The 14,377-nt window shown below is 68.7% G+C and carries 14 protein-coding genes; 7 read left to right on the top strand and 7 right to left on the bottom strand.

Annotated elements, in window-relative coordinates; genetic code table 11:
• A partial coding sequence (locus D9C15_RS25315; RefSeq protein ID WP_128001316.1) for a coiled-coil domain-containing protein occupies positions 1 to 2,159 on the bottom strand: 2,159 nt, incomplete at its 3' end.
• A gap of 125 nt (positions 2,160 to 2,284) precedes the next feature.
• On the opposite strand from D9C15_RS25315, the gene D9C15_RS25310 reads away from it, so the two are divergent.
• The 6 genes from D9C15_RS25310 (at position 2,285) to D9C15_RS25285 (ending at position 8,191) form a co-directional block, all read left to right on the top strand.
• Complete coding sequence (locus tag D9C15_RS25310; RefSeq protein ID WP_240668596.1) at positions 2,285 to 2,647, top strand: hypothetical protein; 363 nt, start codon at positions 2,285 to 2,287, stop codon at positions 2,645 to 2,647.
• Positions 2,604 to 3,794 (top strand): tyrosine-type recombinase/integrase, encoded by a 1,191-nt coding sequence (locus D9C15_RS25305; protein WP_128001314.1) that lies wholly within the window; start codon positions 2,604 to 2,606, stop codon positions 3,792 to 3,794. The genes D9C15_RS25310 and D9C15_RS25305 overlap by 44 nt, the downstream gene beginning before the upstream one ends.
• The gene (locus D9C15_RS25300) at positions 3,791 to 5,533 is read left to right on the top strand and encodes a site-specific integrase (protein ID WP_128001312.1); all 1,743 of its coding nucleotides are present in this window, start codon (positions 3,791 to 3,793) and stop codon (positions 5,531 to 5,533) included. Before D9C15_RS25305 ends, D9C15_RS25300 begins: the two co-directional genes overlap by 4 nt.
• A gap of 10 nt (positions 5,534 to 5,543) precedes the next feature.
• Positions 5,544 to 7,427 (top strand): site-specific integrase, encoded by a 1,884-nt coding sequence (locus tag D9C15_RS25295; RefSeq protein WP_128001310.1) that lies wholly within the window; start codon positions 5,544 to 5,546, stop codon positions 7,425 to 7,427.
• A complete protein-coding gene (locus D9C15_RS25290) occupies positions 7,424 to 7,843 on the top strand; it encodes a hypothetical protein (protein WP_128001308.1) in 420 nt (139 codons plus the stop codon). The genes D9C15_RS25295 and D9C15_RS25290 overlap by 4 nt, the downstream gene beginning before the upstream one ends.
• A 120-nt stretch (positions 7,844 to 7,963) precedes the next feature.
• Positions 7,964 to 8,191: a hypothetical protein gene (locus D9C15_RS25285; protein ID WP_128001306.1), complete on the top strand. Its 228-nt coding sequence runs from the start codon at positions 7,964 to 7,966 to the stop codon at positions 8,189 to 8,191.
• 40 nt (positions 8,192 to 8,231) lie between these two features.
• On the opposite strand, the gene D9C15_RS25280 is transcribed toward D9C15_RS25285, so the two are convergent.
• From D9C15_RS25280 to merT, 5 genes are all read right to left on the bottom strand, one after another.
• Positions 8,232 to 10,724 (bottom strand): AAA family ATPase, encoded by a 2,493-nt coding sequence (locus tag D9C15_RS25280; protein WP_128001304.1) that lies wholly within the window; start codon positions 10,722 to 10,724, stop codon positions 8,232 to 8,234.
• Between the two features lie 84 nt (positions 10,725 to 10,808).
• On the bottom strand, positions 10,809 to 12,494 hold the full coding sequence (merA, locus tag D9C15_RS25275; RefSeq protein WP_128001302.1) for a mercury(II) reductase: 1,686 nt from the start codon (positions 12,492 to 12,494) through the stop codon (positions 10,809 to 10,811).
• 34 nt (positions 12,495 to 12,528) lie between these two features.
• On the bottom strand, positions 12,529 to 12,936 hold the full coding sequence (merC, locus tag D9C15_RS25270; protein WP_128001300.1) for an organomercurial transporter MerC: 408 nt from the start codon (positions 12,934 to 12,936) through the stop codon (positions 12,529 to 12,531).
• Positions 12,937 to 12,962: 26 nt separating this feature from the next.
• Positions 12,963 to 13,238 (bottom strand): mercury resistance system periplasmic binding protein MerP, encoded by a 276-nt coding sequence (merP, locus tag D9C15_RS25265; RefSeq protein ID WP_128001298.1) that lies wholly within the window; start codon positions 13,236 to 13,238, stop codon positions 12,963 to 12,965.
• A 13-nt stretch (positions 13,239 to 13,251) separates the two neighbouring features.
• Positions 13,252 to 13,602, bottom strand: a complete 351-nt coding sequence (merT, locus tag D9C15_RS25260) for a mercuric ion transporter MerT (RefSeq protein WP_128001296.1) — start codon at positions 13,600 to 13,602, stop codon at positions 13,252 to 13,254.
• Between the two features lie 71 nt (positions 13,603 to 13,673).
• Between merT and merR the strand changes: the two genes are divergently transcribed.
• Positions 13,674 to 14,081 (top strand): mercury resistance transcriptional regulator MerR, encoded by a 408-nt coding sequence (gene merR, locus D9C15_RS25255; RefSeq protein ID WP_128001294.1) that lies wholly within the window; start codon positions 13,674 to 13,676, stop codon positions 14,079 to 14,081.
• A gap of 42 nt (positions 14,082 to 14,123) precedes the next feature.
• Here the strand turns inward: merR and D9C15_RS33520 are convergent, their stop codons facing one another.
• Positions 14,124 to 14,300, bottom strand: coding sequence for a hypothetical protein (locus D9C15_RS33520; protein WP_157548541.1), 177 nt, complete (start codon positions 14,298 to 14,300; stop codon positions 14,124 to 14,126).
• Positions 14,301 to 14,377: the final 77 nt, after the last annotated feature.

Genomic DNA, 14,377 nt, shown 5'->3' with positions numbered 1-14,377 from the left:
CGCTGGCCAGACTGCGAACTCGGCATGTCCAGGTTCTCGGCATAGTGGATCTCATGCCGTGATCGGCATGAGATCCAGACCTTCTCGCCGCCGCTCATCGCCGTGACGCTCTTGTCCTCGCCCGACTCTGCGTCGTAGACGCGGATGTCGAAGCCCTCGCGCTGCTCGCCCTTGGCCGTCTCCTGCAGGGTCTCGATGGCCACCGTGAAGCGCGGGCCATAGCAGGCCAGCAGCAGATCGTTCACCAGGCCGGACAAGGTCGGCCCCGCATCGTCGATGGCCAGCGCGATCAGGCCATCGTTGCCCATGCAGCGGGCGAACAGCAGCCAGTTCGCGAGTTCCTGCTCCACCCGTGCCGTGCGGGCCGCGGCTGCGTCACGCCTCCGGCCATGCTCCTTCATCTGGGCCGACAGGTCGGCAAGCGCCTGCGCGTCGCGGACAGCGGCCAGATGCGAGCGTTCCGCCTCGTCCAGGACACCCTGCCAGCGCCCCACCTGGGCTCGGGCCTGTTCGAGCCGCGCAGCATCCGGCGGTGACGGCAGCGCATTGATCGCAGCCTGGAGTCGGTGGATGGCCGCCTGGGTCTGAGCTTCCAGCAGCGAGACACGCTCGGCAACGCGCATCCGGCTGGCGATGATCTGCTGGCGCTCGGCCGCTTCGGAGTCGGTGTCGATCGCGATGTCCGCCCCGGCCGACGGGTCTGGGGCGGGGGGAAGAGCGGCGAGTTCGACCTCCGCTTCGACAAGACCCGCGCGCGCCTGGCGCATCTCCGCCCCGCGCGCAGCCAAGGCGGCATAGGCCGTCTGACGGGCCAGGGCTCGCCTCGACTGGCACTCGGCCCGGCTCAGGCTCTGCGGTGTGCCGCCGTTGAGGTTCACCGCCTCTTGCAAGGCTTGCAGTTCAAGCCGAAGACCGTCACGTTCCGCAGCGAGTTGACGGATGCGCTGCAGGGCGCTCGGCGCCAGCGCGGCCGCTTCGCGCGCGTCCGACAACAGGGTGCATTGGCCCTGCATGGGCATGCCGCTGCACGGCACGCGGTTGCTCAGGGCCAACCGGCGGCTCAGGTCCTCCGCCTGGAGCGCGGCCTGCCCCGCCTCGCGCTCGAGCGATGCCAGCCGCTGCCCGAGCCCTGCGACGGCATCGTGACGACGCGCAAGATCCTGGACGGCATCGCGAAGCGCCAGCACGCGGTCCTCGCGGCGACGCACCACCTCTGTCGCCAGCGGCAGACGGCGGCCGGCTCGAGCCACCACGGCCTCGTCCGCCAGCACCCGCTGCAGGGACCGGATGCGGGCCTCCAGTCGTTCGCGCTGCGCCCTGGCCTGCGCGACACGCTGCGCCACACGACCGTCGAGCTGTGCGAGCCGATCCGTTGCCTCCCGATCCTGCGCGCGCAGGTCCTGCAGGGTGCGATCACCCACGGCACGTGCGCCGGCCAGTTCCTCCATCAACTGCGCTCGCCGGCTCTCGACAGCCTTCGCCTGCACGTGCAGGGCCGTGAATGACGCCTCGTGCGTTCGCGCAGCCTCCAGTTGTTCGTGGGCTGCCTGCCGGCTGGCGTGCGCCGCCTTGACCCTCTCGTCCGCGCCCTGCCATCGACGGGCGTCATCCTCCAACCGCTGGCGCTCGGCATCGAACGCGGTCGATTCAGCGCGCAACGCCGCCAGCGCCGCCTTCAGCTGCCGCGCCGTCTCGCCCGCCTTCTGACCGAGCGCGCGGATGTCCTCCTGCCCCAGCAGATCGGCCAGCAGGACCTTGATCTCGCCGTTGCGGTAGGTGCTGAGCTGCCGCTTCCCTTGTGCCGAGAAGACCGAGGTAAAGAAGGTGTCCGCCGGCCCGCAGATGGCCTCGACGCATCGCGCATAGGTCTCGACCTTGCCATCGGAGACGGTGCCATCGGACAGCGCGGCGGGAGACCATGTGCCGGCTTCATCCAGCGTCAGCAGGTAGCCCTCGGTCCTGCGGCGGCTCGCGGTGCGGCCGTTCATGCGGATGACCACCTGCGACCGATAGCAGCGCCCGGCGTGCGCCCAGTGCAGGTCCTTCTCGTTCTCGGGCAGACAGACCTGGTCGTAGTACGAGAAACCGCCCGGCCCGGCCTGCGCCGCCCGCGACGGCATGGTCAGGTAGGGATGGAAGGTTGCATTCGCAACTGTCAACGTCCTTGGATTGATCAGCGGCGCCGCCTACAGTGATCTCACACCCGGGCAGCCCATGCCTCTTTCAGAGGCGAGTAGCCCGCCGCGTCCCGCGTTTTGAGTCAACCCTGCCGGAGATTGTGGCAATGGTCGCGCGCCGCCAACGTAGATCGTTCAGTGCCTCGACGTTGACAAGGCTTCGCCAGATGCCGGCGTGCGACGCGCTCGAGCTGCTGTCCGCCCATGTCAAGTCTGACCCGACGTATCGGCCGGTCAAGGACGATCAGAGCCAGCGCTGGCACCTGAGCACTGACCGCGGCGACTTCGAGATCGTGACGACTGGTCCCAAGTGGTACGACACGCGCGCGAAGCGTGGTGGAGGCGGCGCCATCGACTTGGCGATTCACCTCTTGGATGTGCCGTTCGTCGAAGCCGTCAAGCTTCTGAACGGCAAGGCAGTGCCCCATGGTGCAGATCATCCGCAAGGCCTCGCTGCCGACTCCCGATGAGGTGGCCGCGCGAACTCGCGCCGCCGCAGAGCAGGCGCGCGCCGTCACCGTGCGCGAGCCCCGCCCATCCGGATTTCCGCTTCTGTTCACGCGCCAATGGCAGCTGATCGAGCCGGCGGTCGCCTTCCTGCATGAACATTCGGTCCAGCGCGCCCACACCGACGACACGCTGAGGACCTACGCCGAGATCCTCTACGACTGGTTCGAGACGCTCGAGCAGAACGACATCGCGTGGGACAGCGCCGATGCTGTCGACCTCGTGGCCTATCGCAACCGCATGATGGCCCAGCCGAGCCCGCACACCGACCGGCCGTACCGGACGTCGACCATCAACCACCGCGTTCGCGGCGTGCTTCGCTTCTACGAGTGGGCGGTTCGCACGCATTGGCTGCACGCCTCGCCGCTGGCCGACAAGACGCGAGACTTTCAGCTCGCACGACACTATCGGCCGACGCAGGCCAGTCACGCGCAGACCTACGAACGCAGCCTCTTCATTCTTCGGCAATACGAGGCGATGCCGCGGCCTCTGGTCTCCGAGCAGGCGCGCGAACTCCTCGCGGCGCTCGCGCCGCCTTACGACCTGATGGCCCGCTGGCAGCTGTACACGGGCCTGCGGGTGAGTGAGCTCCTGCGCCTCAGTCTCAGCGACATCGGTGCCCGCCCGGCGTCATCGACGCTGCATCACTCCATCGAGGTCGTTCGCAAGGGCCGCAAGCCAGGCCATGTGATCGCGCCGGCCAGCCTGCTCGACGAGACCGATGGCTACGTCAGCGGCCATCGCTTCGCTTGGTTCGCGCGCGCCCGACGCAGGGGTCGCATCGTTGACCACAAGGCGCTATTCATCAATGCCCGCGGCGCCCCTGCTGGCAAGAACGCCTATCAGCGAGCCGTGAGCCAAGCTGGTGTTGCCTGCGGGTTCAAGGCCACCACGCACCTGCTGCGGGCCACCTTCGCGTGCATGCTTCTCGCCCGGCTCGAACACCTGGTGGACCGTGGCGCCAAGATCAACCCGCTGATTGTCGTGAAGGTGCTACTCGGCCACGAGCACGTCGAGACCACCGACCGCTACCTTCGCGCCATCGCCGTCGACCCATGCGTTCTCAAGGACGTGCTCGACACGCTGCTATCGCAGGAAGTGGTGCCATGAACTCGCCGCGTTCGAGCATCCGCCGGCCTCTGTCGCACGAACCCGTGGCGACGCCAGTAGACGGTGTGCAACCCGCGCGCTTCGATGCCCCGCGCCTTGTTCGCCGGACGGTGATCGACTTCTCATCGTTGTCACTGCCTGAGGACGTGCGGCTTGCGCTGGCGCAGGCGTTCTGGAGTCATTGCGGAGCCCGCTCGCCGCGCGGCATCAAGTCATCCTGGAGCACGGTGCTGACCTTCAACCGCTTCGCGGTCGAATCGGGAGCCGTCTCGTCGCTTGCGAGCCTCGACCGCCAGCTGCTCGTGCGCTATATCGAGTGGCTCAACGCGCAACGACGCGCGGACGGCACGCCCTGGGCCATCTCCACGCGGGCCAGCACCTACGGTGCCTTGCGCCAACTGCTTCGCTGGCTCGAGCGCTGCCGCCCCGATCTGGTCGACCGCATCGAGCACCCCTTCACGCCCTTCCCAGGGCGGGGCAGCGACAGACCCAGACGCGCAACGCTGACGGCACGCGAGCTTCGCGCCATCCTGCAGGCCTGCGAAGTGGAGATCGCCGCCCTTCGGCAGCTCCGCGCATCGGCCGCCGAGCAACGCGCCGCGGACGGTGACAAGCCCGGTTCCTTGGGTTGGCTCCTGGCCGAGGTCGATCGGCGCTTCCACGGCATCGTGCCCAGCAAGCTCGAGTTGGACCGGCGCGGCAACCATCGGATGCAGGCGGCGGTGCGTCGCTGGGGCGGCGCCAAGCAGATCGAACCGTTCCTGTACCCACGTGCCGTCTCACTGCTGCCGTACTACCTGGCGATCCTGATCCATGCGGCCGGCAACCCCGAGCCCATCGTCGAACTCGGGCGCGACTGCCTGCAGGATGTTCCCCTTCTGGAGAACCGCCAGGCGCTGGTGTGGTTCAAGGCCCGCGCCGGTCGCCTGCAGCGGCGTACGTTCGAACGCAACGCCCCGTTCGAGCCGCCGGCGTTGGTGCGGGACATCCTCGCCTGGAACGAGCGGCTGCGGCCGCTGGCGCCGCCGGCGCAACGCGACCGCCTGTTCATTTTCAAGGGGCTGCGCACCGTGAACGCGATGTCCACCATCACGGTCCACCACTTGCTTTCGCAATTCTGCGAACGCCACGGCCTGCCGGCGTTTGCGTTGGCGAGCATCCGGCCGAGCGTTCTGTGCAGCTTCTACCGCGCCACCGGCGATCTGGTGCGAACGCGGGCAGTGGCCAATCACGCCAACGTCGCGACGACCGTTCGCTATGTCGAGGCGCCGGTCGTGCGAAGGCACAACCACATGCGCATCGCCGCGCTGCAGGAGGCCTTCCTCGAGCACCTCACCGCGGCGCCGAACACGCCGACTCCGCAGGCGGCCGCAGTGGCGGCGCCGAGCGCGCTTCCGCCGGGCGAGCTGGTGTCGATGTTTGGCTTCGACTGCAGGGATCCGCTGGCCGGCACCGCGCCGGGTACACGCCCTGGCGAGCTCTGCACCAACTTCATGGGTTGCTTCACCTGCCCCAACGCCGTGATCACGCCGGCACCGCTGACCATGGCTCGTCTGCTCCAGGCGCGTGACCATCTTCGCGCCGCGGCGGCGACGCTGCATCCGGCGCGCTGGCAGGCCTTCTACGCGCCCCAACTGCGCATCCTCGAAGAAGACATCCTGCCGCGCTTCTCCGCTCGGGAGCTCGCGGCGGCCGATCTGTTGATGCCGCGGTTGCCGCCGCTGCCGGACTTGCGATGAGGGCCACGTCGTGCCTGCCCTGCAACACCAAGTCCTCGATCGTCCTGTCGCCACCGAGGCCGAACACGCCGACGATCGCGGCTGGTTCCTTCTTGGGTCGAAGTGGGAGGACGACGTTTGGGTTCTGGCACCCGGCAACGCCTTGGAAGAACGCCGGCCTGTGCGTCTGCGCTGGGACTTCGAACTGCAGGACGGCCGGCGGTTCACCGACGAGCGCTACGCCACGCTGCGCGAGACGAGCAAGCAACTCATCGCCCTCATCCGGACGCACTCCATGTTCACTGGGCTGCCACTGCGCCCGAGCACCGTGGCGACGTACTTCTTCACCCTGCGCTGCCTGCTCCAATGGATGGAGCGCGAGCACTTCAGCCGCTTCGCTGATCTCGACCCGCCGGCGTTGCCGCAGTTTCAGCAATGGCTGCGCACCCGCCCCGTGGCAGGTCACTCCTCGCCGCGAGCACCCGGGACCGTGCTGCGCCACCTGTACCTGTTTGAGTACCTCCATCGATTTGGCGCAGAGCTCGACGACTGCCTATCCTTCGACCCCTTTGCGGGACACGATCATCGCCGGGCCGCCGGCTACCACGAGGGACTGCGGCAACCTTGGCCCTACACGCCGGACAGCGTCGCAGTGATCTTGTTGCAGGCGGCGATCGACATCGTCACGCGCGAGGCACCCATCATTCTGCAGGCCTGGCAGACGTATCGGAAGGCGGCCGCCGGTGGCCGCGGTGCGGGCCATGCGCACACCGGGCGAGCAACACGCGCGCTTCGCAACGCCAGTGCCGGCATTCCCGATGCGCAATCCCCGGTTCGATCGGTGCGCGAACTCGACCTGCGCACCGACCTGCTCTACGCCGCCTGCTTCGTCGTCCTCTCCTATCTGGTCGGCCCGCGCGTCAGCGAGATCCTGCACCTGAAGGCCGGCTGCGTGCAGCGCCGTTGCGCCGACGGTGTAGGCGAACCCGTCACCGTGATCGTCGGGGCGATCTTCAAGCGCCAATCGGGCTACCACGGCCGCGCGCATGAATGGGTCGCGCCACCTGCCGCGGTGCAGGCCGTGGCGGCACTCGAAGGGTTGTCCGCCGCGCAGCGCGCCGTCGCGGGACGCGACGAGCTGTGGTTGCGCCGCTGGCACGGCAACGGGGCGACCGAGTGGCACGAGGTGCGGCCCGACCTGCTCGAGATTCCATCGATCTCACGGATCAACATTCAACTGCAGCGCTTTGCTGCCTGGCTGGGACTGACGCACCAGGACCGGCCGTGGCGGCTCTCCACGCACCAGGGCCGCAAGACCTTCGCCAGGTTCGCGGCGTTGCGTGATCGCACGTGTCTATTCGCGCTGGCCCAGCAACTCGGTCATCGCGAGCGCGCCGAGACCGACCATGGCTACGCCGGGTCCGACTACCGGCTCGCCCAGGAGATCGACGCCGAGATCCTGCAGCAGTCGGTCAACGCCTGGGAACACATGCTGGCGGCCCCCGGCCTGGGCGGACGGGCCGGCGAAGAGATCGTGGCCAATCGCCCACGCTTTCGGGGCAAGCGCATGAAGGAAGACCTCGCAAGCTACGCGCGCCTGCTGGTGGACGCGGGACTCGTGCTCGGCGTCTGCGATTGGGGCTTTTGCGTCTATCGCGAGGCGTACAGCGCCTGCCTCGGCAACGCGGCCGGCCCGAACCCCGCTCGCCGCGAGCCGTCGACCTGCGCGCGCTGCAAGAACTTCGCGGTGTCGCAGCGGCATCGACCCTATTGGGTCGAGCAACTCCACCGCTGCGAGCGGTTGCTGGACGAGCCTGCCCTGCCAAGGCAGACCCTGCGAATCGTCCGCGCACGACTCGATGAGGCAAGGTCGCTGGTCGGCACGATCGACAGCGATGGGAAGGAGCGATCATGACGAAGCAGGCGCGCGGCGCCACCAAGACCGCATCGGCCCAGCGTCTGCGCGAGGCGCTGACGATGATGGTTCGACAGCGTGGCGGCAGCGCCTCGCCGCCGTCACTGACCGCCACCGCCCTGTGCGAACTGGTCGGCATCTCGCGCAACGCGCTGTACCGCTATCACCCCGATGTCGTGCAGGCGTTGCACGCGGCTCAGCAGAAGCACCTTCGGCGCCCCGATGACGCCGTGCGCGCTGCACGCCTGCGCCGCGACAATGCCGCCTTGCGCAAGCAGCTCACCAAGCTCGCGGCACTGGTCGACCACTACTTCGCGGCTTGGCAGGAGACGCGGCTGCAGCTCGAGCGGCGCGACCGGGAGTTGGCCGAAGTGCGCCGCGCTCACAAGCCCCAGGTGGTTTCGCTGCATCGCTGAACCTCCGCCGCCGCAGTCGCCCTCCCAGGGAGGGCCGGCGGCCGGGGGTTGACTTTGACACAGGGGCAAGCTCTACGCTGCCAGTACTCGGGGTAGTGGTGCCCCGCCTGGAGGTCTGCGATGAACAGCGACCTCGGATCTTGCCTTCGCCTCGCGCGCGGGCTGTTGCGGCTCTACGGCCTGGCCGTCGCGAGCAAGCACCGCGGCGTTGCGGATCACCTGCTGTGCGCACTGGAGCAACTCGCGAAGAGCGAGCCTGCGATCGAGCAGGTGCTCGATCGGGCATACCTGTGGGGAATCGGTCACCATGGCTCCGTCGATCCGCACACGCCACGGGCCGAGCCGTAATGATCGATGCCGGCCGCTGCCGGCTTGGGGGCTGCGGCCGCTACGCCGCGGACACGGGCCTTTGCGCTTCGCATCCGTGCGCCTTCAGCGCGTCGAGGTCGATCACGGCATCAGCCATCGCCGTCAGCTCCGGCGTCTGCGAGACGAAGAACTCGCGCTCGTAGCCGCCCAGGCGCAGCATTTCCCGTCTCATCGCCATGAACATGCGCTTGCGCTGGGAGTCCAGCGCGCCGTCCGCCTCGTCGGTGAACAGCGTCGTGTAGTGGCGGCCGGTGTTTTGCGCCAGGTACAACGCGATCGCGCGGGTCAGGCACGACTCGACGAACGTGCGCTCGCCCCCGCTCATCATGCTGACGCTTTTGCTTTCGCCGGTGTCGCCGTCGTGCACGACGATGTCGAAGCCCTCTTTCTGCTCGCCCTTGGCGGTCTCCAGCAAGGTGTGGATCGACACCGTGAAGCGCGGTCCGTAGCAGGCCAGCAGCAGGTCGGTCGCCAACGCCGAGAGCGCGGGCCCCGCATCGTCGATCGCCAGCGCGATCAGGCCGTCGTTGCTCATACAGCGCGCGAAGAGGTTCCAGTTGCCAAGCTCGTCCTCGACGCGAACGCTGCGCGCGCGAACGCGCTCGCGGCGCTCGGCCAGAGCGACCACTTGTTTGGACACCTCCTCGACCGTCTGTGCTTCGCGCACCGCCGTCAGCATCGATTGCTCGGTTGCTCCGAAGGCTTCCCGTGCGGCACCCAGCGCCCGGGAGGCCTGCGTCACCTGTCGCTCGTCGAAGGCGGGCGGCAGCGACGCGAGCGCGTGATCCAGGCGCGCCAGCGCTGCCGAGGCCTGCCTCGCCTGTTGTTGCAGTTGCTCCTCGACCGCCTGGCGTGCCTCGGCGATCTGCTGGCGCTCGGCGCGCTCGTCGGCGCTCTCGTTGGCGCTTGTGGCAGTCGCATCGGCGGCCACCGCGGGCCCCAGCGCCTGCAACTCCTGTTCGATCTCGACCAATGTCATCCGTGCCTGCGCGCACGCCGGCGCCTTCGAGCACATCACGGCCAGGCGACTCACCCGCTCGCGCGCGACGGCTTCGCGGCGCTCGGCCCGTGCCAGGTTCTGCGGTGCGCCGGCCAGCGCTTCGCAGCGCTGGCGCGCGGCGAGGAGTTCTTGCTGCGCCGCGGACTTCTCGACGGCCAGCCGGGCCAGCTGGGCCCGGGCGCTCGGGATCAGCGCCTGCGCCTCGCGCGCGTCACCCAGCAGCTTGCAGCGGCCCTGCAGATCCGTACCGACGCAGGGCACCTCGCCGGTCAATCCGAACCGGCGCGCGAGTTCCTCGGCTTTCAGCGCGGCCCGACCCGCCTCCTGCTCGATGCCTGCCACTCGCTGTTCGGCAAGCCGCACCGTTCCTTGGCAGCGCGTCAATGCGTGGGTCTGCTCGCGACAGGCTTCGGTGAGCGCGCTGCGCAGCGCCTGCACGCGCTGCGCCAGCGGCAGGCGCCCCTCCGCACGCCGCACCTCGCCGGCCTCTGCAAGCACTGCCTGGCAACGCTGCCGGGACAGGGTCAGGGCCTGGCGCCGCGAGCGTTCCTGTCGGAGCCGTCCGGCGACCCGCTGGTCAAGTCGCTCCAGCCGTTGCCGCTCGACCAGATCCCGGGACTGCAGCGCACGACGAGCCTGCGCGGTGGTGTCGAGGGTGGTCTGGCGTTCGGCCGCGAGCTGCGCGCGGCGAGCTTCGGTGGCCCGCGACTGCTCGTGCTCGACGGCCACGCGCGCATGTCGCGCCTGCGCTGCCTCCAATGCGGCGTGAGCCGCCGTCTTGGCACGCTCGGCCGCCAGCACGCGTTCGCCCGCTCCGTCGAGCTGCCGGCGTGTCGCCTCCAGGCGCACCCCCTCCGCGTCGAGCCCGACCAGTTCCTGCCGGATGGTCGCCAACCCCGCCTTCAACAGGCGCACCGTCTCTGCGGCCTTCTGGCCCAGGGCCTGGATCTCTTCCTGCCCGAGCAGGTCCGCCAGCAGCGACTTGATCTCGGCATTGCGATAGGTGCTGAGCTGGCGCTTGCCCTGCGCCGCGAACACGGAGGTGAAGAACGTCTCGGCGCTGCCGCAGATGGCCTCGACGCAGCGGGTATAGGTCTCGACCCGGCCATCGGACACCATGCCGTCGTCGAGCTGCACCGGCCGCCAGTGCCCGGCATCGTCGAGCGTGTGCAGGAAGGCCTCGGTGCGGCGGCGGCCACAGAGGCGGATGACGATCTGCGAGCGGTAGCAGCGCCCCTCATGCGCCCAGGTCAGGTCCTTCACGCTTTCGGGCAGGTACACGTGGTCGTAGTAGGAGAAGCCGCCCGCACCGGCAAGCGCGGCGCGGCTCGGCAGTCCGATGTAGGGCACGAGGCAATCCATGATTGTCGACTTGCCGCTGCCGTTCGCCCCGACGATGGCGATCAGCTGCGCGTCCTGGGTCAGACGCTCGAGGTCGAGCGTGAGCTCGTCGCGGCCCAGGCCGTCACGAATGCCGCGGAATCCCTTGAGGGTGAGTACGAGAGGTTGCATGGAGAGCCTCGAGGAAGCAGATGCCTCAGGCTCCCATGAACAGTCTTCACATCAAGCCAGTCGTCCGCACTCAAGGCACGCATGTCAGCCGGCACAGCACGAGAGCTGCTTGACGTCCTTGGTGAAGGTCTGCGCGCACAGCTTGAGCCCTTCCACCATGGTCAGGTACGGGAACAGCTGGTCGGCCAGGTCGTGCACCGTCATGCGCGCTCGCAGCGCGAGCGCAGCGCTCTGGATCAACTCACCCGCATCGGGTGTGACGGCCTGCACGCCCAACAGCCGCCCGCCGCCCGCCTCGGCAACGAGCTTGATGAAGCCCCGGGTGTCGAAGTTGGCCAGCGCGCGCGGCACGTTGTCCAGGGGCAGCGTGCGCGTGTCGACTTCGAGGCCCTTGGCCCGCGCCTCGGTTTCGGTCAAGCCGACAGTGGCCACCTGCGGGTCCGTGAAGACCACGGCTGGCATCGCGCTCAGGTCGAGCGCAGCCTCTCCCCCGGTCATGTTGATCGCCGCGCGCGTGCCGGCGGCCGCGGCCACGTAGACGAACTGCGGCTGGTCGGTGCAGTCGCCGGCGGCGTAGATGTGCGACGCGCTGGAGCGCATCGCCGCGTCGATGACGATGGCGCCCTGCGCGTCGACGGTCACACCGGCCGCGTCGAGCCCGAGGCCCTGCGTATGGGGTGCGCGGCCCGTGGCGACGAGCAGCCGGTCGGCCCGCAGCTCGCCGCGATCGGTCGCGAGCACGAACTCGCCGTCGGTGTGGTCCACCCGGCTGGCTTGCGTGTGTTCAAGCACCGTGATGCCTTCGGCGCGGAAGGCCGCTGTCACGGCCTCGCCGATCGCGGGGTCTTCGCGGTAGAACAGCGTGTGGCGCGCGAGCACGGTCACCTGGCTGCCCAGCCGCGCGAAGGCCTGCGCGAGCTCCAGCGCCACCACCGACGAGCCGATCACCGCGAGACGTGGCGGGATCGCGTCGCTGTCCAGTGCTTCGGTGGATGTCCAGTACGGCGTGTCCTTCAGCCCGAGGATCGGCGGGATCGACGGATGTGCGCCAGTGGCGATCAGGCAACGGTCGAAGGCCAGTTCGCGCTCACCGCCTTCATGGAGCCGGACCACGAGATGCCGTCTGTCCTTGAAGCGCGCCTCGCCGCGCAGCACCGTGATCGCCAGGGTGCTTGCGAGGATGCTCTCGTACTTCGCATGCCGTAGTTCGTCGACGCGGGAGCGCTGCTGCGCAAGCAGGCGACCGCGGTCGATGACAGGCGTGCTCGCGGCGATCCCGCCGTCGAAGGGACTCTCGCGCCGCAGGTGCGCCACGTGCGCCGCGCGGATCATGATCTTCGACGGCACGCAGCCCACGTTGACGCAGGTACCGCCGATCGTGCCGCGCTCGATGAGCGTTACGCGCGCGCCCCGTTCGGCCGCTTTCAGCGCCGCGGCCATCGCGGCGCCGCCGCTGCCGATGACGGCGACGTGCAACGCCTCGTCCCCGCCGGTCGCCTTCTGGCCACCGCCGAGCCAGCTGCGCGCCTTGTCGAGCAGGCCGTCGCGCGGCCGGTCGGCATTCCCATCTGCGACACGGGCTCGATAGCCCAGCGCGGTCACCGCCGCCACGAGCGCCGTCATGGACGTGTCGGGGGCGAGCGTGAGCCTGGCCCTGCCCTTGGGGTAGGACACCTGCGCGGCGTGCACGCCGGGAACCTTCTCCAAGGCCTGGCGAACATGCGTGGCGCACGAGTCGCAGGTCATGCCGCCAATCACGAGTTCGGTCATGGGTTGCTTTTCGAGAGGAGCTGGCGTTACGCCTTCAGGATTGCCTGACCGGGACTTCGCAGCCGTCAGGGCCGCAGCGCCGGTTTGCAGGGGAGACGAAGTCCCACACGGATACCGCGACCATCGTCGCGAGGCCCACGTAGAGCAGCTTCTCGGCCACGCTGAAGCTGGCGACCAGCACGATGGCCGGACCGACCATGCCGAGCACGCTGCGGTGCCATTGGCGATGACTGAACCAGCCCAGCGCATTGGCCAGCAGCGCGAGCCCCGCGAACAGCGGCAGCAGCACGGTGACGAACAAAGCCTCGAACTGGCTCAGGAAGCCGAGCCCGAGGGCGGCGCCGAGGCTGGCCAGGGCCGGGAAGCAGGCGCCGCAGCCCATCGCCGAGACGACGCTGCCCAGCGCACCGGCCTTATCGGCAATGCGCGTCATCACGTTCATGGTGGCCTCCTCGCCGCTGCTGCGGTTCAGCGCTTGACGGTGGACGGGTAGCCCGCGTTCTCGGTCGCCTGGGTCAGCTTCTGCACGCTGGCCTTGGCATCGTCGAAGGTCACGACGGCCTGGCGCTTCTCGTAGCTCACGTCGACCTTGCTCACGCCGTCGACCTTCGAGATCGCCTTCTTCACGGTGATCGGACAGGCTGCGCAAGTCATGCCGGGCACGTCGAGCGTGACGGTCTGGGGCGCTGCATGGACGGCGCCGGCGGATGCGGCGAACAAGGCGATCAGGAACAGCTTCTTCATGGCGAACTCCGGGTCAATAGAACAAGGGAAGGACATACGGGAAGGCGAGCGCGATCAGCACCAGCGCGCCGACGATCCAGAAGACGACCTTGTAGGTGGACCGCACCTGCGGGATCGCGCACACCTCGCCCGGTTTGCAGGCCTGTGCCGGTCGATAGATGCGGCGCCAGGCGAAGAGCATTGCAACCAGCGCGGCGCCGATGAAGATCGGGCGATAGGGCTCCAGCGCGGTGAGGTTGCCGATCCATGCGCCGCTGAAGCCGAGAGCCACCAGCACCAGGGGGCCCAGGCAGCAGGTGGACGCCAGGATCGCGGCCAGTCCTCCGGCTGCGAGGGCTCCGCGCCCGTTCTGCGATTCGGTCATGCGCTTTCCTTGGCGAATCTGAAGACGATGGCGTAAGCTTATTTCCGTACTCATGTACGGAGTCAAGCGACATGGAGCGCGAGCAGAACGGCCTGACGATCGGGGCCGTCGCCAAGGCGGCCGGGGTCAACGTGGAGACGGTGCGCTTCTATCAGCGCCGGGCCCTGCTGGCCGAGCCAGACAAGCCCTACGGCGGCATTCGGCGCTATGGCGCGGATGACGTTGCGCGCGTGCGGTTCGTGAAGGCCGCGCAGCGCCTGGGGTTCAGCCTCGACGAGATCGCAGGGTTGTTGCAGCTCGATGACGGCACGCACTGCGACGAGGCGCGAGAACTCGCTGAAGCCAAGCTCGCGGACGTGCGCAAGAAGCTGAAAGACCTGCGGCGCATCGAATCGGCGCTGGCCGGCCTCGTCCGCGATTGCTGCATGAGCCGCGGCAAGGTGTCGTGTCCGTTGATCGATACCTTGCAGAAGCAGTGAGCAGCGCCTCGGTCAGTTCGGGCCACTGTTGACACCGCGGACTCAACATAACGGGTGCAGGTTGTCCATCACCGTGGACTTGCCGCGGCCGTTGGCGCCTGCGATGGCGACCAGCGCGGCGCCATCGGCCAGCCGCTCCAGATCGAGGGTCAGCTCGTCCAGCCCGAGGCCGTCGCGGATACCCCGGAAGCCCCGGAGCCTGAGTGAGAGTGGTTGCATGGCGTGCCTCCAGCGCCGCTGGGCGGCGCGATGGTCGAGGTGGCATGTGAAGCAGCCTGGGCGCCCTTCGAGCGCTG

Origin of the sequence: Piscinibacter defluvii, assembly GCF_004011805.1 — a bacterium.
GTDB lineage: Bacteria > Pseudomonadota > Gammaproteobacteria > Burkholderiales > Burkholderiaceae_C > Piscinibacter > Piscinibacter defluvii.
This window is presented reverse-complemented; position numbering and strand designations above follow the sequence as displayed.